The organism is Actinoallomurus sp. NPDC052274, from assembly GCF_040679475.1.
Taxonomy (GTDB): domain Bacteria; phylum Actinomycetota; class Actinomycetes; order Streptosporangiales; family Streptosporangiaceae; genus Actinoallomurus; species Actinoallomurus liliacearum.
In genome coordinates this window covers 99,574-119,403 of record NZ_JBFAUT010000025.1, presented here as the reverse complement: position 1 = coordinate 119,403, position 19,830 = coordinate 99,574, and the positions used below count along the sequence as shown (strand labels likewise).

Genomic DNA, 19,830 nt, shown 5'->3' with positions numbered 1-19,830 from the left:
CGGCCGGTGCAGGCGGCGGTGGCCGTCCGGGCGGTGGCGGCGGCTTCGGCGGCCCGCGCCCCGGTGGCGGCGGCCGTGGCCGTGGTGGCACGCAGGGCGCGTTCGGCCGTCCGGGCGGGCGTCCCGCACGCGGCCGCAAGTCCAAGAAGCAGCGGCGTCAAGAGTTCGACAACATGCAGGCGCCGGCGATCGGCGGCGTGCGTGTTCCCCGCGGTAACGGCAAGACCATCCGGCTGCCGCAGGGCGCCTCGCTGACCGACTTCGCCGAGAAGATCGGCGCCAACCCGGCGTCGCTCGTCGAGGTGATGCTGCACCTCGGTGAGATGGTGACGGCGACCCAGTCGGTCAACGAGGAGACGCTGCAGGTCCTCGGCACCGAGCTGGACTACGACGTCCAGGTCGTCAGCCCGGAGGACGAGGACCGCGAGCTGCTCGAGTCCTTCGACATCGAGTTCGGCGAGGACGAGGGTGGCGAGGAGAGCCTCGTCTCCCGGCCGCCCGTGGTCACCGTCATGGGCCACGTCGACCACGGTAAGACGAAGCTGCTCGACGCGATCCGCAACGCCAACGTGGTGGCCGGCGAGGCCGGCGGCATCACCCAGCACATCGGCGCCTACCAGGTCGCGACCGAGGTCGACGGCGAGGAGCGCAAGATCACCTTCATCGACACCCCGGGTCACGAGGCGTTCACCGCCATGCGTGCCCGTGGTGCCGAGACGACCGACCTGGTCGTCCTGGTGGTCGCCGCCGACGACGGGGTGAAGCCGCAGACCACCGAGGCCATCGACCACGCGAACGCGGCCGGTGTGCCGATCGTCGTCGCGGTCAACAAGGTGGACAAGGAGGGGGCGGACCCGCAGCGGGTGCGCGCCCAGCTCACCGAGTACGGCCTCGTCGCCGAGGAGTTCGGTGGCCAGACGCAGTTCGTCGACATCTCGGCGAAGCAGCGGCTGGGCATCGACGACCTGCTCGAGGCGGTCGTACTGACCGCCGACGCCGAGCTCGACCTGCGGGCCAACCCGGCCCAGGACGCGCAGGGCGTCGCGATCGAGGCGCACCTCGACAAGGGCCGCGGTTCCGTGGCGACCGTGCTCGTGCAGCGCGGCACGCTGCGGGTCGGTGACTCGATCGTCTGTGGTGAGGCGTTCGGCCGCGTCCGGGCGATGCTCGACGAGAACGGCAACAACGTCGAGGAGGCGCTGCCGTCCCGTCCGGTCCTGGTGCTGGGCCTGTCGGCCACGCCGGGCGCCGGCGACAACTTCATCGTCGTCGACGACGACCGGATGGCCCGGCAGATCGCCGATCGCCGTCAGGCCCGCAAGCGCAACGCCGAGCTGCTCCGCAGCCGCGGCCGTCGCACCCTCGAGGAGCTGTTCAAGGACCTCGAGAAGGGCGAGGTGCAGGAGCTGCTGCTCGTCGTCAAGGGCGACGTGTCCGGTTCGGTGGAGGCCCTGGAGGACGCGCTCCTCAAGATCGACGTCGGCGACGAGGTCGGTCTGCGCGTCATCCGCCGCGGTGTCGGTGCGATCACCCAGGACGACGTGAACCTCGCGCTCACGTCCCAGGGCACGGTCATCATCGGCTTCAACGTCCGTCCCGAGCGCAACGCTCAGGAGCTGGCGGACCGCGAGGGCGTCGACATCCGCTACTACTCGGTCATCTACCAGGCGATCGAAGAGGTCGAGGCGGCCCTCAAGGGCATGCTCAAGCCCGAGTTCGAGGAGGCCCAGCTCGGCACGGCGGAGATCCGCGAGATCTTCAAGGTGCCGCGCATCGGCAACGTCGCGGGCTCGATGGTCCAGTCCGGCACGATCAACCGCAACAGCAAGGCGCGTCTGATCCGCGACGGCGTGGTGGTCGCCGACAACCTCACGGTGTCCTCGCTCCGCCGGTTCAAGGACGACGCGACCGAGGTCCGCGAGGGCTTCGAGTGCGGTATCGGGGTCGGCTACGGCGACATCAAGATCGGCGACATCATCGAGACCTTCGAGATGCGGGAGAAGCCGCGAGTCTGATCCAGATCCGAAGGCCCTGAGACGGCCGACCCGGCGTGGGTGGCGTGCGGCTCCGTCGCACGCCACCTCGGCCTGTCTCGAAGTCCCGCCCGTCGCGGACGGGGACTTCGAGACGGGCCCTGGCTGTCGGTCCGTTCCCCTAGGGTGATGATGCGGATGACCGGAACGGATCGCGCGGGGTGACCGTTGTGTATGTGGGATCGCTGACTCTGGACCTGTTGCTCGGCGACGTACGCTCGCTGAAGCAGAAACGTTCCGTCGTCCGTCCGATCGTCGCCGAGGTACGGCGCCGGTTCCCGGCGGTGGCGGCGGCCGAGACCGGCCATCTCGACCTGCATCGACGGGCGGAGATCGGTGTCGCGGTCGTGTCCGACACGGCGGGCAACTGCGTCGAGGTGCTCGAGGCCTGCGAGCGTCTCATCGCCGGGCGACCGGAGATCGAGCTCCTGTCCACCAGGCAGCGGCTCTTCAACGAAGAAGAGGCGTGATCGAGGCCCGCGAGGCATCGGTGAGGACACGTACCGGCCGCCCCCAGCGGCCGAACGACAATGGAGGAACTGTGACCGACCCCGCGCGGGCCCGAAAGCTCGCCGATCGCATTCAGCAGATCGTCGCGGAGATGCTGGAGCGGCGGATCAAGGATCCGCGGCTCGGCTTCGTGACCGTGACGGACACCAGGCTGACCAACGACCTGCGGGACGCGACGGTCTACTACACCGTGTACGGCAGTGACGCCGAGCGCGCCGACAGCGCCGCGGCGCTGGAGAGCGCCAAGGGCGTCATCCGCTCGGAGGTGGGCAAGCGCACCGGCGTGCGGCACACGCCCAGCCTGACCTTCGTGCCGGACGCGCTGCCCGAGAACGCCCGCCAGATCGACGACCTGCTCGCCAAGGCGCGCGCCGCCGACGAGCGGGTGGCCAAGGCGGCCGAGAACGCCCGGCCCGCGGGTGACGCCAACCCGTACCGGGAGACGCTGGTCTCCGGCGATGTTGACGAAACCGACAGCGAGGGCGGCGACGACGCGGGATACTCCCGGTCGTGAGCTCCGCGCCGGGTAAGGTCCCAGCCATCGCCGCCGACGAGTGGGCCAGGGCGGTCGACGCGATCCAGCGGGCCGACGAGGTCTGCCTCGCCTGCCACGTCTGCCCGGACGGCGACGCGCTGGGTTCGATGCTGGCGTTCGCGCAGGCGCTGCGCGCGCTGGGCAAGCCGTTCACGGCCTCGTTCGGTGACGCGTTCGTCGTACCGCGGATCCTGCGCTTCCTGCCCGGTCTCGACCTGCTGACCGACCCGGCCGACTTCCCCGCCGAGCCGGACGTGATGCTCACGTTCGACGCGGCGAGCAGCGACCGCCTCGGCACGCTCGCCGCCAACGCGGGCAAGGCCGGGGAGCTGATCGTCCTGGACCATCACGCGTCCAACACGCGGTTCGGCACCACCCACCTGGTCGACCCCGGCGCGGCGGCCACGGCCGTGGTCGCCGAGCACCTCATCGACCTGCTCGGGGTGCCCCTCACCCACGACATCGCGCTGGACCTGTACGTCGGGCTGGTCACCGACACCGGTTCGTTCAAGTACCGCTCCACGACGCCGGAGGTCCACGCCCTCGCGCAGCGGCTGCTGGCGGCGGGCGTCCGGCCCGAGGGGGTCGCCCGCGAGGTGTGGGACCGCGCGCCGTTCGGCTACCTGCCCGTGCTGGCGGCCGCGTTGGGCCGGGCCCGGCTGGAGCCGGACGTCGCGAACGGGCTCGGCCTGGTCTGGACGACCGTGACCCGCGCCGACCGCGCCGCCCACGACCTCCCGTACGACCTGCTGGAAGGCGTCATCGACGTCGTCCGCCGGACGGACGAGGCGGAGGTCGCCGTCGTCTTCAAGGAGGACGACGAGGGCGCCTGGCAGGTGTCGACGCGGTCCAAGGGGCGCATCGACGTCGGATCGGCCTGCGTGGCCCTCGGCGGCGGCGGCCACCCGATGGCGGCGGGATTCACCCTGCACGGCGAGGTGGAGCCGGCCGTCGAGCGGCTGCGCGACCTCCTGACCGAGAACGAGGTAGCGGCACGCCCATGAACGGACTTGTCATCGTGGACAAGCCGGCCGGCTGGACCTCCCACGACGTCGTGGGCAAGATGCGCCGGCTGGCGGGCACCCGCCGCGTCGGGCACGCCGGCACGCTCGACCCCATGGCGACCGGTGTCCTGGTCATCGGGGTGGAGAAGGCCACCCGGCTGCTCGGGCACCTGGCGCTGACCGAGAAGACGTACGAGGCGGTCATCCGGCTCGGGCAGTCGACCAACACCGACGACGCCGAGGGCGAACTCACCGCCGCGGCCTCCGCGGCGGAGGTGACCGAGGACGCCGTGCGCAACGCCGTCGTCGACCTGACCGGGCCGATCGAGCAGATCCCCCCGCAGGTCAGCGCGATCAAGGTTAACGGCCAGCGCGCCTACAAGCGGGCCCGCGCCGGCGAGGAGGTCGAGCTCAAGCCGCGGCCCGTCACCGTGTACGAGTTCGGGATCGGCGAGCTGCGCCCCGAGGGCGACCTGCTGGACGTCACCGCGACGATCACCTGCTCGAGCGGCACCTACATCCGGTCGCTGGCCCGCGACCTGGGGACGGCCCTGGGGGTCGGCGGCCACCTGACCGCGCTGCGCCGCACCCGCGTCGGCCCGTACGACCTGTCGATGGCGCACACGGTGGACCAGCTCGCCGAGAAGCTCACCATGCTGCCGATGGAGGAGGCCGTGGCCGCCGCGTTCCCGCGGATGGACGTCTCCGAGGACGACGCGCGCAAGGTCGCGCACGGCGGCACGCTGGCCGCCACCGGGCTCGGTCAGGGCCCGATCGGGGTCTTCGCCCCGGACGGAACCCTCCTGGCCCTCGTCGAGGAGCACGGCCCGGTCGCCAAGCCCCTCGCCGTCTTCGTGTCCTGACCCGGCGTCCCCCCGGCGGCGTAGTGCGGGGATCGCCGTGATCCGGCGTACCGCCACGCCGCACCCGGCGCCGCATTCCGCCGCGGACCTTCAGCCGGTGGTACGGCGGCGGGCGCGGTAGGCGGCGACGTTCGTACGGTTCGCGCAGGCGTCGGAGCAGAAGCGCCGCCGTCCGCCCCGCGAGTCGTCGGCGTACACCCGGTCGCAGTCGGCGGCCGCGCACACGCCGATCCGGTCGAGGCCGTGGTCGCACAGCAGCTCGGCGAGGTTCATCAGCGTCGTCGCGCGGACCCGGTGCGCCAACGCGACCTCGGGCGGCGCGTAGTGGACGTGCAGCCCCAGTTCGTCGTGGTCGGCCAGGTGCGGGTGCATGGGCACGTCCGACAGCAGCCCGTTCAGCAGCGTGACGGCCGCGTCGAGGCTCTCGGCCTCGAAGAAGGAGCGCAGCGTCCGGGCCCAGGGCCGCAGGGCCGCCGCGGTCGCCGGGGTGAAGCGCTGCACGAAGAAGCCGTGCTCCTCCAGCACGGCCCGCAGCGCGTCGTCGCCGTCGTCCCCCTCGCGGCTCGTGACCGCGTTGACGAGAGCGGCGGCGGCCCCCACGCCGTGGCTCTTGTAGCCGGTAACTCGCATTGCCGCATTTTCCCGTATATGAGACGCTGTAAGCGTCTTCTCAATCTAAAGGCTTACACGACGCGACCCATAGGTGGAATCCCTCGTGAGCGAGTGCCCGACCTGCGGCTGGTCCGACTCGGACGTGTACGAGGTGCTGTCCCGGCACCTCACGTCGGAAGGCGTCGTGACCTACAGCCGGTGCGTCTGCGGCGAGGTCCAGGTCCGCCTGCGCCCGTACGCCGCCGATCGCCTCCTCTGACTGAGCGGTCGCACCGGATACTCGGAGAAGGTCCGTCGGCTGTGCCGGTACGCGGGTTCCGGTCTCCTTCCTGAACCGCGGTCGCCGGGCATTCCGTACGCGCGGGCGGGCGCAACATGGGCCTGATCATGAGTCGGAACCGATCCGCTGTCACGGGTGTGGCAGGCTTGGGAGGACCGCGAAAGGGGTGGACAGGTGCGACGCTGGCATGGCCTCGACGAGGTTCCCGCCGACTGGGGCAGGTCCGTCGTCACCATCGGGGTGTTCGACGGGGTGCACCGGGGACACCAGCGCATCGTCGCCCGGGCCTCGGAGTTCGCGCGCGAGCTGGGACTGCCCGCGGTGGTGATCACCTTCGATCCGCATCCGGACGAGGTCGTCCGTCCCGGCACGCACCCGCCGCTGCTGTGCTCGCCGAAGCGGCGCGCCGAGCTGCTCGCGGGCCTCGGGGCCGACGCCGTGATGATCCTGCCGTTCACGCTGGAGCTGTCCCGGATGGGGCCCGACGAGTTCGTCCAGTCGGTCCTCGTCGACCAGCTGCACGCCGCCCGCGTCGTCGTGGGGGAGGACTTCCGCTTCGGCCACAAGGCGCGCGGTGACGTCGCCCTGCTGCGGGAGCTGGGCGACAAGTACGACTTCGAGGCGGAGGGCGTCCCGCTGGTCGCCAACGGCGAGCCGATCTCCTCGACCCGGATCCGCGAGCGGCTCTCCGCCGGAGACGTCGACGGCGCGGCGCAGTTGCTCGGCCGCCCGCACCGGGTGGAGGGCGTCGTCGTACGCGGGGCCCGGCGCGGCCGTGAGCTCGGCTTCCCGACCGCGAACCTGGAGACGCCGTCGCACACGGCCATCCCGAGCGACGGGGTGTACGCCGGCTACCTCAACTGCGACGGCTACGGACGGGCGCGGAACGACGACTCGGCCGGATTCCCGGACGCCTGCTGGCCGGCGGCGATCTCCATCGGCACGAACCCGACGTTCGAGGGGCAGGAGCGCACGGTCGAGGCGTACGCCCTGGACCGCGACGACCTGGACCTGTACGGCGAGCACGTGAGCGTCGACTTCACGGTCCGGCTGCGCGACACGCTGAAATTCGATTCGATCGAATCCCTGATCGACCAGATGCGCCGCGACGTCGAACGCGCCCGGGAGATCACCGGTTCCTGACCGGGCGGAGGCGTCGGGGGAACATCCCGGCGGACACCCGCGTTAGCTTGGTAATGGGCTGCCCGGCATGACGTGGTACCGTGATTTGCCGCTGGGGAAGTGACCGGCAGTAGTCGGCTGCCCCCGCGCAGGGCGATACGGCTCGACCCGAGTCGTGGCCCCTCCACCCGGGAGACTGTGGGTACGCATGGTTCCCGGGTGTGTTCCAAATGATCGCGTACCCGAACGAGAAGGAGAGCCGTGTCGTTGGACACCGCCACCAAGAAGCAGATCATGGCCGAGTACGCCACCGTCGAGGGTGACACCGGGTCGCCCGAGGTTCAGGTCGCGCTGCTCACCAAGCGGATCAACGAGCTCACCGAGCACCTGAAGACGCACAAGCACGACCACCACAGCCGTCGTGGCCTGCTTCTGATGGTCGGCCGCCGCCGTCGTCTTCTGCAGTACCTGCAGAAGAAGGACATCAACCGGTACCGGCAGCTGATCGAGCGCCTCGGCCTCCGCCGATAGCGTCCGGGAGGGAGCGGCCATGCCGCTCCCTCTCTTCGTATAACTCCACAGACCCGCGCGGCCGCCCCTACGGTGCGTCGGGGGCCGGTCCTCGGTAGTGGCCCTCGGATCGAGACGGATCCGACGGCTTCGATCGAAGACCGGCACCTCTTACCAGAGCGCTGCACCTCCGGGTACGCGTGCGGGTTCACCAAGACCCGAGGAGGTTTCACATCGTGGATGGTGTGAAGAGCGCCGAAGCCGTCATCGACAACGGCAAGTTCGGCGAACGCAAGATCCGATTCGAAACGGGCCGACTCGCCCGTCAGGCGTCCGGTTCGGCCGTCGCCTACCTCGACGACGAGACGATGGTGCTGTCCGCCACCACCGCGTCGAAGAAGCCGAAGGAGAATCTCGACTTCTTCCCGCTCACCGTCGACGTCGAGGAGCGCATGTACGCCGCCGGGCGCATCCCCGGCTCGTTCTTCCGCCGCGAGGGCCGGCCGAGCGAGGACGCCGTCCTCACCTGCCGGTTGATCGACCGGCCGCTGCGCCCCTCGTTCAAGAAGGGCCTGCGCAACGAGATCCAGGTCGTCGAGACGATCCTGGCCTTGCACCCGGACCACCTGTACGACGTGGTCGCGATCAACGCCGCGTCCATGTCGACGCAGCTCGCGGGCCTGCCGTTCTCCGGCCCGATCGGCGGCGTGCGCGTCGCGCTGATCGAGGGCCAGTGGGTGGCGTTCCCGACCCATCCGGAGCTGGAGAGCGCCACGTTCGACATGGTCGTCGCGGGCCGCGTGCTCGAGGACGGCGACGTCGCGATCATGATGGTCGAGGCCGAGTCGACCCCCGGCACGCTGGGGCTCATCGCCGACGGCGCCGTCGCGCCGACCGAGGAGACGGTCGCGGAGGGCCTGGAGGCCGCCAAGCCGTTCATCAAGGTGCTCTGCCAGGCGCAGAGCCGGCTCGCCGAGGAGGCGGCCAAGGAGACGGCCGAGTACCCGATCTTCCTGGACTACCAGGACGACGTGTACGCCGCCGTGGAGGCCGCGGTCCGCACCGAGCTGGCCCAGGCGCTGACGATCGCCGGCAAGCAGGAGCGCGAGAACGAGCTCGACCGCGTCAAGGCCCTGGCGGCCGAGAAGGTCGGCCCGGACTTCGTCGAGCGCGAGAAGGAGATCGGCGCCGCGTTCCGCGCGCTGACCAAGAAGCTGGTGCGCGAGCGGGTCATCGCGGAGAAGGTCCGCATCGACGGCCGTGGCGTCAAGGACATCCGCCAGCTGACCGCCGAGGTCGGTGTCGTGCCGCGTGTGCACGGCTCGGCGCTGTTCGAGCGCGGCGAGACCCAGATCCTGGGCGTGACGACGCTGAACATGCTCCGCATGGAGCAGATGATCGACACGCTCAACCCCGAGCGCACCAAGCGCTACATGCACAACTACAACTTCCCGCCGTACTCCACCGGGGAGACCGGCCGCGTCGGCTCGCCGAAGCGGCGTGAGATCGGGCACGGCGCCCTCGCCGAGCGCGCCCTGATCCCGGTGCTGCCGACCCGCGAGGAGTTCCCGTACGCCATCCGGCAGGTCTCGGAGGCGGTCGGCTCGAACGGCTCCACCTCCATGGGCTCCGTCTGCGCCAGCACGATGTCGCTGCTGTCGGCCGGCGTGCCGCTCAAGCAGATGGTCGCCGGCATCGCGATGGGCCTGATCAACGAGGGCGACGAGTACGTCACGCTGACCGACATCCTCGGTGCCGAGGACGCCTTCGGCGACATGGACTTCAAGGTCGCCGGCACCCGTGACGTGATCACCGCGCTGCAGCTCGACACCAAGCTCGACGGCATCCCGGCGACCGTCCTGGCCGCCGCGCTCAAGCAGGCCAAGGGCGCCCGGCTCGCGATCCTCGACGTCATGCAGGAGGCCATCGAGGCCCCCGGCGAGATGAGCCCGCACGCGCCGCGGATCATCACGATCAAGGTTCCGGTCGACAAGATCGGCGAGGTCATCGGCCCCAAGGGCAAGATGATCAACTCGATCCAGGACGACACCGGCGCCGAGATCACCATCGAGGACGACGGCACGATCTACGTCGGCGCCACCGACGGCCCGTCCGCCGAGGCCGCGCGGCAGGCGATCAACTCGATCGCCAACCCGCACATGCCGGAGGTCGGCGAGCGCTACCTCGGCACCGTGGTGAAGACCACCACGTTCGGCGCCTTCGTGTCGCTGCTGCCCGGCAAGGACGGCCTGCTGCACATCTCCCAGATCCGCAAGCTGCACGGCGGCGGGCGGATCGAGAACATCGACGACGTCATCAAGGTCGGCGACAAGATCCAGGTCGAGGTCACCGAGATCGACCCCCGCGGCAAGCTGTCGCTGGTGCCGGTCGAGGTGGTCGAGCGGGAGGCCGCGGCCGCGGAGGCCGGCGGCGGCGACGACGAGGCGGCGGCGGCCCCGTCGTCCGACGGCGCCGAGACCGCGCAGGCGGAGCGTCCGGAGCGCCGTGAGAGCCGTGACGGGGGTGAGCGCCCCCGCCGGCGCCGCACCCGCAGCGGCGGTGGCAGCGGCCGCGGCGACAGCGACCGCAACTCATGACGCTTCTCGCCAGGGAACAGGAGCCCGGTTCCACCCTCGTCGTTCACCCCGGCGCCGACGGCGCCGGGGTGGTACGGCGGACGGTTCTGCCGGGTGGGCTGCGCGTCGTCACCGAGACCGTGCCCACCGTGCGTTCGGTGGCCTTCGGGATCTGGGCGGGGGTCGGGTCGCGTGACGAGTCGATCGAGGACGCCGGCGCGAGCCACTACCTCGAGCACCTGCTCTTCAAGGGCACTCGCAAGCGCACCGCGCTGGAGATCTCCTCGCTGATGGACGCGGCGGGCGGCGAGATGAACGCCTTCACCGCCAAGGAGTACACCTGCTACTACGCGCGGGTGCTCGACTCCGACATGCCGCTGGCGATCGACGTCGTCTCCGACATGGTGACGGACTCCCTCATCGAGCCGCAGGACGTCGACGCCGAGCGCGGGGTGATCCTCGAAGAGATCGCCATGCACGACGACGACCCGACCGACGCCGTGCACGACGAGTTCTCCGCCGCGCTGTTCGGCGACACCCCGCTGGGGCGGCCGATCCTCGGCACGGTCGAGTCGATCAGCGGCATCGGCCGGGACCGCATCGCGCGGTACTACCGGGACCGCTACGTCCCGCAGAACCTCGTCGTCGCGGCCGCCGGCAACGTCGACCACGACGAGGTCGTGCGCCTGGTCGAGGCGGCGTTCGCGGGCGTGCTCGGCGACGCCGCGCAGTTGCCCAGCGCCCCGCGGATCGGCGGACCCGGCGCGTCCCCCACGTCGGGCGTACGCTCGGTCGTCCGCCCGACCGAGCAGGCGAACCTCATCCTCGGCACGGTCGGGATCACCCGCGTCGACGAGCGTCGGTTCGCCCTCGGCGTGCTGAACGCCGCGCTCGGCGGCGGGATGTCCTCCCGCCTGTTCCAGGAGATCCGGGAGAAGCGCGGGCTCGCGTACTCGGTGTACAGCTACAACTCCCAGTACGCCGACACCGGCATCTTCGGGGTGTACGCCGGGTGCCTGCCGGCCAAGGTCGACGAGGTCCTCGAGATCTGCCGCGACGAGGTCGCCAAGGTGGCCGAGCACGGCATCACCGAGGAGGAGCTCGAACGCGGCAAGGGTCAGCTGCGCGGATCGTTCGTGCTGGGCCTGGAGGACACCGGGTCGCGGATGAGCCGCATCGGCAAGAGCGAGCTGGTCTACGACAGCCTGCTCTCGGTCGACGACATCCTGGGCCGCATCGAGGCCGTCACCCTGGACGACGTCCGTACGGTCGGCCGCGAGATCCTGGGCCGCCCGATGACGATGACGGCCATCGGCCCGTTCGAGGGCCGCGACTTCACGCTCTGACACACGGCCACGAGAGGGGTTCTGAGGCCGCGACGGCCTCAGGGCCCCTCTCTGGCTTTCGCCTGGATGACTTATCCTGGCGAGCGCCCGGCCGCAGAGGATCTTACGATCGCCGAGCGGCGGCAGAACGGCAGAGAGGAACGCAGCGTGCCCGGTCTGGACGAGAAACTGGTTGAGATCTACGACGAGGTGTTGCGCCGCAACCCCGGCGAGGACGAATTCCACCAGGCAGTGCACGAGGTCCTGACCAGCCTCGGTCCGGTCGTCGCCAAGCATCCCGAGTACGCCGACGCGGCCGTGATCCGCCGGCTGTGCGAGCCCGAGCGGCAGATCATCTTCCGGGTCCCCTGGGTCGACGACGCCGGCGCCGTGCGGATCAACCGGGGTTTCCGGGTGGAGTTCAACTCCGCGCTCGGCCCGTACAAGGGCGGCCTGCGCTTCCATCCCAGTGTCTACCTCGGCATCGTCAAGTTCCTCGGCTATGAGCAGATCTTCAAGAACGCCCTCACGGGCATGCCGATCGGCGGTGGCAAGGGAGGCTCGGACTTCGATCCGAAGGGCCGCTCCAACGGGGAGATCATGCGGTTCTGCCAGGCCTTCATGACCGAGCTCTACCGGCACCTCGGCGAGTACACCGACGTTCCCGCGGGCGACATCGGAGTCGGTGGCCGCGAGATCGGTTACCTCTTCGGCCAGTACAAGCGGATCACCAACCGCTACGAGTCGGGTGTCCTCACCGGCAAGGGCCTGAGCTGGGGCGGTTCCCAGGTACGCACCGAGGCCACCGGCTACGGCACGGTCTTCTTCGTCGAAGAGATCCTCCGGACCCGCCAGGACTCCTTCGACGGCAAGAAGGTCGTGGTGTCGGGCTCCGGCAACGTGGCCGTCTACGCGATCGAGAAGGTCCAGCAACTCGGCGGAACCGTGGTCGCCTGCTCCGATTCCGGCGGCTACATCGTCGATGAGAAGGGCATCGACCTCGCGCTGCTCAAGGATCTCAAGGAGGTCCGCCGCGCTCGTATCTCCGAGTACGCCGAGATCCGCGGTGACGCCGTCAAGTACGTCGAGGGCCGCTCGGTGTGGGAGGTCCCCTGCGACGTCGCGCTGCCCTGCGCCACGCAGAACGAACTCAACGGCTCCGACGCCGCGACACTGATCCAGAACGGGTGCGGGGTGGTCGCGGAAGGCGCGAACATGCCCTGCACCCCCGAGGCCGTCCAGCTCTTCGCCGACGCCGGGGTGATCTTCGCTCCCGGCAAGGCCGCCAACGCCGGAGGCGTCGCGACCAGCGCGCTGGAGATGCAGCAGAACGCCTCCCGGGACTCCTGGACCTTCGACCACACCGAGCAGCGCCTCGCCGACATCATGCGCGGCATCCACGACCGCTGCCTGGAGATGGCCGACGAGTACGGCAGCCCCGGCGATTACCTCGCCGGAGCCAATATCGCCGGATTCACCCAGGTCGCCGACGCCATGCTCGCTCTCGGCGTCATCTAGAGCGGCCTCGGCAGTCCCGCGCCTTCGCCAAGGCCGCCCGCGCGCACGACCGGCTACGGCGCCTTGGCGAAGGCGATGCCCAGCGGTTCCGCGTCGATCGGCTTGGTGCCGGTGCCGCCGGCGATCGTGGCGATGACCGCCCCGGAGGCCACGTCGATCACCGAGACACTGCCGGAGAAACCGTTGCCGACCCAGACCTCCCTGCCGTCCGGGGTCACCGCGACCGACTCGGGCAGCTTCCCGACGGCGATCTGGCCCGTGATCTTCCGGCTCGCGGTGTCGATCACCGCCACGGTGTCGTCGTTCATCTGCGTCACATAGGCCCTGGCGCCGTCGGGTGTCACATCGACCGCCCAGGGCTGATCCCCGGCCGCGATCCGCTGCCGCGTCCGGCCGGTGTCCGCGTCGATCACCGACACCCTCCCCGCCATCGGCTCGGTCACGTACAGGGTCCTGCCCGCCGGGTCGACCGCGATGCCCTGCGGTCCCGCCTTGTCGCGGAAGGTGTGGATCACGCGGCCCTTCGCCACGTCGATGACGGAGACGCGGTCCTCGCAGGTCACGTAGGCCCGTGCGCCGTCTCGGCTGAACACGACCTTCCGGGGCGTCGTGCCCACCTGGATCTGGTGGACGACCGTGTCGGTCGCGGTGTCGATCACCGCGATGGTGTCGGAACCTCCCGGGCCGGTGTCGCCGCCGGTCACGGCCACGTACACCTTCGTGCCGTCGGGGGAGACCGCGACGTCCTTCGGGTACGGACCGACGTGGACGGTGCGTTCGCCGTGGTCGACGGCGTTGACGACGAGCACGTCGTACTGGCCGGTGTCGGCGACGTACAGCTTCTTTCCGTCCGGGGTCGCCGCCACCCCCTGCGCGGCGTCGGTCTTGATGTCCGTGGCCAGGATCGTGTGACTGGCGGCGTCGACCGTGGACACGTTGTATCCACCGGCCAGCGCGACGTAGGCGAGGTAGCCGGTGGCGGCGCGCTTGAGCCCGGGTCGGGACGGCGCCTCCCATTTGGGCCCGCCGGGGGCGCTGTTCGTCGGGGTGGGCCTCGCCTGCGGAGACGAGGACCCGGTCAGCCCGAGCGCGGCGCCCACCGGCGCGGTCAGCATGACGAGGCCCGCCGCGCCCCCCGCGACGAGGAGGCGGCGCCGTGAGATCTTCTTCAGCACGGTCGAAGGTCCTTTCTCGTTCGCCGGTTCAGCCTCGCGGCCGTGGCCGCGGGCCCTTCTCCTGCCGCGGTGGGGTCTGGAGACCACCGGGGAACTGCGGCGAGGGCAGGGTCGCGATCTCGTCGACCGCCTGCCTCAGTCGTCGCTTCGTGTTCGGCAGTCGCGGTGGGCGAGTGCGGGATGCCATGCCGAGCGCCGAGCTCAGGTCGCCGAACGCGGACCGGCGCCACGTGGTCAGGTTGGGAATCTTCACCGCGGTCAGCCGTTCCAGGAAGCGCAGCGTGGAGGTGTGGTCGAACGCCTCGCGGGCGACCCAGCCGCCGACGGTCCAGGGGGACACGATGACGCACGGCACCCGGAAACCGCCGCCGATGGGCAGGCCCTGCACGAACTCGTCCGGGGTACCGGGTGGCGGTACCGGGGGAGGGACGTGGTCGAACAGCCCGTCGTTCTCGTCGTAGTTGAGGATGAAGACGGTCTTCTTCCACACGTCGGGGTTGGACGCGATGGCGTCGATCTTGCTGGCGACGAAGTCGGCGCCGGCCGCGGGTGTGTAGTCGGGATGCTCGGACTGGTAGCTGGTCGGGATGATCCAGGAGACGGCAGGCAGCCGGTCATGGGCCGCGTCGTACTCGAACTGGCCGGCCGAGTAGGTGCGCAATCCGTTACGGAAGAGTGGCGACCGGGGGCTCGCGTTCTGGAATGTGTCGAAGTACTCGAGCACGTTGCAGCCGTAGTTGTCGACCTCTTGGTAGACCTTCCAGTCGATTCCCGCTTCGGTGAGCGCCTCCGGATAGGTCTTCCATTTATACGGGATCGGGTCCTTGTTGCTGATGACGGGGCCGCCCAGGGTGCCGCCGGGGTCGATGGTCGCGCTCATCAGGTAGAGCCGGTTCGGCCACGTCGGTCCCATCACGGAACAGAAATAGTTGTCGCAGATGGTGAACGACTCGGCCAGCGCGAACTGGAAGGGGATGTCCTCACGGGCGTGGTATCCCATGACGTAGGGACCGTTGGCCCCGTCGGCGGCGCGGTGCGCGGGGAGCCACTGATCCATCTTGCCGTTGTTCCACGCCCGGTGCTGCACGGCCCACGCGTGGCTGGTCGAGGGGATCGCCTGGGCGCTGGTAGTGCGCGTGTCCAGATGGAAGGGCAGCAGATAGCCGGCGGGATTCGCCACGTCGGGCTGGTAGAAGACCGGCTTGCCGGTGTCCAGCGTGATCGCGTCCGGGTCGGAGAAGCCGCGGACGCCGGGGAGAGTCCCGAAGTAGTGGTCGAACGAGCGATTCTCCTGCATGAGGATGACGACATGCTCGATGTCGTGGAGTCCTCCGCTCAGGTGTGCCGGTGTATCGGCCACCGCGCGTCGCACGTTGGGTGGTAGGAATTCTGCTGCGAAAGTCGCCGCGGCCATGGCGCCCGCCGCACTGAACAGGCGGCGACGGGTCAAATCAGGCATCGAATACACTCCCGACCGACAGGTGTCACGGCGCGCCAAAAGAATGGCGCAGGTGCGTCCCGGTTCGACACTGCAGAGTCAACGGGCGATGGTGATCACCAAGTTGGACGTTAAGTCGGTAAAGGAGCGAAAGAACAGGGGCATGACCGGACCCGGACAGGAGTGACACAGAGAGAGTCAAGTGGTTGACGAGCCCCTGTTGATATGAGATGCCGGTGTTGCCGCGATGCTCGGTAAAGCTCCGTGCGGCGTTTCTCCTATCGGACGAAACCTCCGGCTGCGCGGCGCGTCACCGAGCCTTGTGCACGGGTCCGCCGCTCAGATCCAGCCCTGGCGGGCGGCGAGGGCGCCGGCCTGGAAGCGGGTCTTGGCACCGAGCGCGGCGGCCAGGCGCTGGACGCGGCGTTCGACCGTGCGGACGCTGACGCCGAGGTGCCGGGCGACGGCCTGGTCGGACAGGCCCGCGACGAGCAGGCCCGCGATGACCACCAGGGACTCGTCGAGCCGCGCGGGGTCCTCTCCGGGGACGGAGTCGAGGATCAGTGGCGGCGCCTGCTGCCACACGGCCTCGGAGAGCGTCGAGAGCGCGGTCAGGAGCGGGGACGGCCGTACGATGACCATCCCCTCGGACGTCGGGTGCTCGTGCCGCAGGGGCAACAGCGCGAGCTGATCATCGATCAGCGTCATCCGGAGCGGCAGCTCCCCGACGACACGCGCCTCCTCGCCGGCCTCGATGCCTTCGCGCAGCTCGTCGAGGTTCGGCCGGGCGTCGACCGCGGCCCGGTCGTGGATGACGCGGGTCCGGACGCCCTTGGCCAGCAGGTCAGTCCGGCTACCAGCCGCGCGCCCGTTCCGCGACCGTCGTCGGCGGCGCGACCGCCACCGTCGACTTCGCACTCACCAGGAGCTGACCCCCATGCGATATCTGCCCGTACGCCTCGGCGTGATCCTCGCCGCCGCGGTCTCGGTGGTGCTCGCGGCGGTGGGGCCGGCGAACGCCGAATCCGCGTCCGCCCCGGCACCGCACAAGACGACCAAGGCCGCCCCGGCGCGGCACACGCCCCGGCATTTCAAGCCCACGTCGTGCAACGCGCCGGTGAAGCGGCAGCGGAAGAAGAAGGCCGAGCGGCCCTCCGTAAGCTGCCACGCGATGGTGGGCGCCACCACCGACGACCGGGCCATCGCGGACACGGACGGGCCCGCCGACGGCGCGCTGGGCCCCGCCGACATCAAGGCCGCCTACGACCTGCCGGACGGCGGGGCGGGGGCGACCGTGGCGGTCGTGGACGCCTACGGCGACACCCACGCCGAGGCCGACCTCGCGGTGTTCCGCGCGCACTACGGCCTGCCGCCGTGCACGACCGCCAACGGCTGTTTCCGCAAGGTGGACCAGAACGGCGGTACGAGCTACCCCGCCGACGAGGAGGGCTGGATCACCGAGACCTCCCTGGACCTGGACGCGGTCTCGGCGGCCTGCCCGAAGTGCAACATCCTGCTGGTCCAGGGCGACGACGAGATGGTCGACTCGCTGGGCGCCGCGGTGGACACCGCGGTACGGCTCGGCGCCAAGTACGTGTCGAACTCCTACGGCGTCTCCGGAGAGTTCCCCGGGGAGTCCGGCCTCGGCGGCAGGCTGTACGTGATCGGCGGACTGGTCGCCGGGTCCAACGCCACGGTCCCGGCCGTGCACCGCTACGACCCGGCACGCGACCGGTGGACGGAGCTCGCCGACTATCCGGTTCCGGTCGCCGGCGCGGCGTGCGTCGGGCTGGGCGGCCAGATCGTCTGCGCCGGCGGCCAGACCAACGGAACCGGCATCAAGTCCACCTACCTCTACCATCCGGACACCGACACCTGGATCAAGGGCGCGGACATGCCCTACAACAACTGGGGCATGACCTACAGCGGCGCGGACGGACGGCTCCAGGTCGCCGCCGGTATCAGCGGCGCCGGCGACGTGGCGACCAACCAGGCCGCCGAGTACGACCCGGCCACCGACACCTGGAGCGCGCTGCCCAACGCCAACGACGCCAGCTACAACGCGGCGGGCGGCAGCGACTGTGGGCTCTACCACATCGGTGGCGGCGTCTACGACGGCGGCATCGCGCCGACCCGATGGGCCGAGACGCTCCCCGGATACGACCATTGCGGCGACGGGTTCCACCTGTCCTGGGCGAAGCTCTCCATTGACGCGCTCGACCTGGCGCCCGGCCGGTCCGCGACGGTGACGGTGACGATCTCCTCGGCCGGGTTCGCCCAGCCGGGCACCATCACCGGCGCGCTCGCGTTCCGCACCGACACGCCGTACACCGTGCCGACGGTCCCGATCACCGTCCAGGCCGACCCGCCGAAGGGCTGGGGCAAGCTGGCCGGCACGGTGACCGACGCCTCGACCGGCAAGCCGATCGCCGGGGCCACCGTCCAGCTCTGCGCCGGCTACGACACGGAGACCGGAGACTGCGGCGGCGCCACCTCCACGCTGAAGACCGACACCGACGGCCGCTACCAGACCTGGCTCGACCAGGCGAACAACACGCTGCAGGTCATCGCGGCCAAGGACACCTACCAGCAGCAACTCAGAATCATCGAGATCAGGGCCGGGGCGACCACGACGCTCGACTTCCAGCTCCAGCCCTGACGCGGTCCACGCGTCCCCCATCCGGCTCCCGGATGGGGGACCCGTGGCCTGTCCCCGGCCCGTCCCCGGCCTGGTCCTGAGCGCGGACGTCCGGGGCCCGGCGATAGGCTCGGCTGCGCAACCGGACCGGGAGGACGTCGTGATCAAAGTCGGGGTGCTGGGGGCGCGTGGGCGCGTCGGGGCCGAGCTGTGCCGGGCGGTCGAGGCCGCGGAGGACCTGGAGCTGGTCGCGGCGGTGGACGCCGGTGACGACCGGGCACCCCTCCGGGCCGCCGAGGTCGCCATCGACTTCACTCATCCCGACGCGGTCATGGACAACCTGCGCTGGCTCATCGAGAACGGCGTGCACGCGGTCGTGGGCACCACCGGGTTCGACGACGAGCGGCTCGCGACGGTGCGCGGCCGGCTGGCGGAGCGGCCCGGTACGAACGTCCTGATCGCTCCCAACTTCGCCGTCGGCGCGGTGCTGATGATGAGCTTCGCGCAGAAGGCCGCGCCGTTCTTCGACTCGGTGGAGATCGTCGAGCTGCACCACCCGAACAAGGCGGACGCCCCGAGCGGTACGGCCCGGCGCACCGCCGAGCTGATCACGGCCGCGCGGGAGAAGGCCGGCGTGGGCCCCTCTCCGGACGCGACCACGACCGGTCTGGACGGAGCGCGCGGCGCCGACGTGGACGGCGTCCACGTGCACGCCGTCCGCCTCGCCGGGCTGATCGCGCATCAGGAGGTGCTGCTGGGCGGGCACGGGGAGACGCTGACGATCCGGCACGACTCGCTCAGCCGCGAGTCGTTCAGCCCCGGCGTGCTGCTCGCCGTCCGCCGCGTCGCCGAACTGCCCGGCCTCACGATCGGGATCGAGTCGCTACTCGGCCTCTAAGCGCCTGTCTCAAAGTCCACGCCGCGCAGTAGGACAGCGGGGCTTTGAGACAGGCGTTAGGCGTTGAGGCGGGTCAGCAAGGTTGTGACCAGGGCCTGGACCGACTCGCGGGAGCCGCGCCGGAGGTAGGCGCGGACGCGGCCCAGCACGTCGACGCGCGTCCCGTGGCCCAGGCCCGCCCGCAGGTGCAGGGGGCCGGAGCGGCCCGGGGGCCCGAACCACCAGGCGGCGTCCCGGGTGTGCCGCCGCAGCACCTCGCCCGCGTACGCCCCGGCGAGCACGATCAGGTCCCCGTCGGAGAACTTCTCGTCCTCGTCGTCGGCGCGCAGGCCGTGCAGGCGCCGCCGCTCCTCCAACGCGTCGTCCAGGAGCTCGAGCGACTCGACCGAGCCGTCCAGCCCGTTCCGGGCGGCGAACTCGGCCGCGTTCGCGCTCTGCAGAGCGCCCAGGTCCGGCGTGCCGTCGAGCAGGTTGGGATGGCGGGCCGGGCGTCCGGTGGCCGGGCGGGGGCGCAGGGGGCTGCCGATCGTCGCCGCGATGTCGCGGTCCCACAGGAACTGCAGCACGCTCTCGGGCGGCTGGCCGGTGCTGTGCACCAGAACGGTCGAGCGGTGTCCCTCGCTACCGAGCCGCTCGGCGTGCGCCAGTGCGCCCGCCACCTTGATCATCAGCTGGACGTACTCCAGGGCCTCGCGGTCCGGCGCCCAGTCCTCCGCCACGAGCCACAGCCCCTGGTCGCCGCCGGGGGGACCTGTCACGAGGTCGGCGCTGTCGAGGTCGGCGAGGCCCACAG

General features: G+C 70.6%; 18 protein-coding genes. 13 read left to right on the top strand and 5 right to left on the bottom strand.

The annotated features are described in order from the left end of the window. The 5 genes from infB to truB all read left to right on the top strand — a co-directional run. Window positions 1-2,015: translation initiation factor IF-2 (gene infB, locus AB0K82_RS22415; RefSeq protein WP_364399646.1), on the top strand; the 2,015-nt coding region annotated here is incomplete at its 5' end. 188 nt (window positions 2,016-2,203) lie between these two features. After that, window positions 2,204-2,503, top strand: coding sequence for a DUF503 domain-containing protein (locus tag AB0K82_RS22410; protein WP_345362488.1), 300 nt, complete (start codon window positions 2,204-2,206; stop codon window positions 2,501-2,503). A 71-nt stretch (window positions 2,504-2,574) separates the two neighbouring features. Continuing rightward, window positions 2,575-3,057: a 30S ribosome-binding factor RbfA gene (gene rbfA / locus AB0K82_RS22405; protein WP_364399644.1), complete on the top strand. Its 483-nt coding sequence runs from the start codon at window positions 2,575-2,577 to the stop codon at window positions 3,055-3,057. Further along, a complete protein-coding gene (locus tag AB0K82_RS22400) occupies window positions 3,054-4,082 on the top strand; it encodes a bifunctional oligoribonuclease/PAP phosphatase NrnA (RefSeq protein ID WP_364399641.1) in 1,029 nt (342 codons plus the stop codon). The genes rbfA and AB0K82_RS22400 overlap by 4 nt, the downstream gene beginning before the upstream one ends. Further along, complete coding sequence (truB, locus tag AB0K82_RS22395; protein ID WP_364399638.1) at window positions 4,079-4,945, top strand: tRNA pseudouridine(55) synthase TruB; 867 nt, start codon at window positions 4,079-4,081, stop codon at window positions 4,943-4,945. The genes AB0K82_RS22400 and truB overlap by 4 nt, the downstream gene beginning before the upstream one ends. A 90-nt stretch (window positions 4,946-5,035) precedes the next feature. Here the strand turns inward: truB and AB0K82_RS22390 are convergent, their stop codons facing one another. Next, entirely contained in the window at window positions 5,036-5,575 is a 540-nt protein-coding gene (locus AB0K82_RS22390) for a CGNR zinc finger domain-containing protein (RefSeq protein WP_364399635.1), read from the bottom strand. Window positions 5,576-5,660: 85 nt separating this feature from the next. Here AB0K82_RS22390 and AB0K82_RS22385 point away from each other — a divergent pair, with 85 nt between their 5' ends. The 6 genes from AB0K82_RS22385 to gdhA all read left to right on the top strand — a co-directional run bounded on the left by AB0K82_RS22385 (window position 5,661) and on the right by gdhA (window position 12,888). Beyond that, a complete protein-coding gene (locus AB0K82_RS22385) occupies window positions 5,661-5,816 on the top strand; it encodes a hypothetical protein (RefSeq protein ID WP_364399633.1) in 156 nt (51 codons plus the stop codon). 195 nt (window positions 5,817-6,011) lie between these two features. Further along, window positions 6,012-6,980, top strand: coding sequence for a bifunctional riboflavin kinase/FAD synthetase (locus AB0K82_RS22380; protein WP_364399630.1), 969 nt, complete (start codon window positions 6,012-6,014; stop codon window positions 6,978-6,980). 240 nt (window positions 6,981-7,220) lie between these two features. Next, on the top strand, window positions 7,221-7,490 hold the full coding sequence (gene rpsO / locus AB0K82_RS22375) for a 30S ribosomal protein S15 (protein ID WP_360889808.1): 270 nt from the start codon (window positions 7,221-7,223) through the stop codon (window positions 7,488-7,490). 215 nt (window positions 7,491-7,705) lie between these two features. Next, entirely contained in the window at window positions 7,706-10,066 is a 2,361-nt protein-coding gene (locus tag AB0K82_RS22370) for a polyribonucleotide nucleotidyltransferase (protein ID WP_364399627.1), read from the top strand. Then, window positions 10,063-11,391 (top strand): pitrilysin family protein, encoded by a 1,329-nt coding sequence (locus AB0K82_RS22365; RefSeq protein WP_364399624.1) that lies wholly within the window; start codon window positions 10,063-10,065, stop codon window positions 11,389-11,391. The genes AB0K82_RS22370 and AB0K82_RS22365 overlap by 4 nt, the downstream gene beginning before the upstream one ends. 147 nt (window positions 11,392-11,538) lie before the next feature. Further along, the gene (gene gdhA, locus AB0K82_RS22360; protein ID WP_364399622.1) at window positions 11,539-12,888 is read left to right on the top strand and encodes an NADP-specific glutamate dehydrogenase; all 1,350 of its coding nucleotides are present in this window, start codon (window positions 11,539-11,541) and stop codon (window positions 12,886-12,888) included. 53 nt (window positions 12,889-12,941) lie between these two features. On the opposite strand, the gene AB0K82_RS22355 is transcribed toward gdhA, so the two are convergent. The 3 genes from AB0K82_RS22355 to AB0K82_RS22345 all read right to left on the bottom strand — a co-directional run bounded on the left by AB0K82_RS22355 (window position 12,942) and on the right by AB0K82_RS22345 (window position 16,419). Continuing rightward, window positions 12,942-14,063, bottom strand: a complete 1,122-nt coding sequence (locus AB0K82_RS22355) for a YncE family protein (RefSeq protein ID WP_364399619.1) — start codon at window positions 14,061-14,063, stop codon at window positions 12,942-12,944. 28 nt (window positions 14,064-14,091) lie between these two features. Beyond that, on the bottom strand, window positions 14,092-15,423 hold the full coding sequence (locus AB0K82_RS22350; RefSeq protein ID WP_364399617.1) for an alkaline phosphatase family protein: 1,332 nt from the start codon (window positions 15,421-15,423) through the stop codon (window positions 14,092-14,094). 417 nt (window positions 15,424-15,840) lie between these two features. Beyond that, window positions 15,841-16,419, bottom strand: coding sequence for a helix-turn-helix transcriptional regulator (locus tag AB0K82_RS22345; RefSeq protein ID WP_364399614.1), 579 nt, complete (start codon window positions 16,417-16,419; stop codon window positions 15,841-15,843). A 19-nt stretch (window positions 16,420-16,438) separates the two neighbouring features. On the opposite strand from AB0K82_RS22345, the gene AB0K82_RS22340 reads away from it, so the two are divergent. Beyond that, window positions 16,439-18,160: a kelch repeat-containing protein gene (locus tag AB0K82_RS22340; RefSeq protein WP_364399612.1), complete on the top strand. Its 1,722-nt coding sequence runs from the start codon at window positions 16,439-16,441 to the stop codon at window positions 18,158-18,160. A gap of 139 nt (window positions 18,161-18,299) precedes the next feature. Then, the gene (gene dapB / locus AB0K82_RS22335; RefSeq protein ID WP_364399609.1) at window positions 18,300-19,037 is read left to right on the top strand and encodes a 4-hydroxy-tetrahydrodipicolinate reductase; all 738 of its coding nucleotides are present in this window, start codon (window positions 18,300-18,302) and stop codon (window positions 19,035-19,037) included. Window positions 19,038-19,093: 56 nt separating this feature from the next. On the opposite strand, the gene AB0K82_RS22330 is transcribed toward dapB, so the two are convergent. After that, window positions 19,094-19,828 (bottom strand): hypothetical protein, encoded by a 735-nt coding sequence (locus AB0K82_RS22330; protein ID WP_364399606.1) that lies wholly within the window; start codon window positions 19,826-19,828, stop codon window positions 19,094-19,096. Window positions 19,829-19,830 lie beyond the last annotated feature (2 nt).

What these genes read in the sequence shown, in the direction of transcription:
- truB (WP_364399638.1), top strand. Translation starts at nt 4,079, where the DNA reads ATGAACGGACTTGTCATCGTGGACAAGCCGGCCGGCTGGACCTCCCAC.
- AB0K82_RS22390 (WP_364399635.1), bottom strand. Translation starts at nt 5,575, where the DNA reads ATGCGAGTTACCGGCTACAAGAGCCACGGCGTGGGGGCCGCCGCCGCT.
- AB0K82_RS22365 (WP_364399624.1), top strand. Translation starts at nt 10,063, where the DNA reads ATGACGCTTCTCGCCAGGGAACAGGAGCCCGGTTCCACCCTCGTCGTT.
- AB0K82_RS22340 (WP_364399612.1), top strand. Translation starts at nt 16,439, where the DNA reads ATGCGATATCTGCCCGTACGCCTCGGCGTGATCCTCGCCGCCGCGGTC.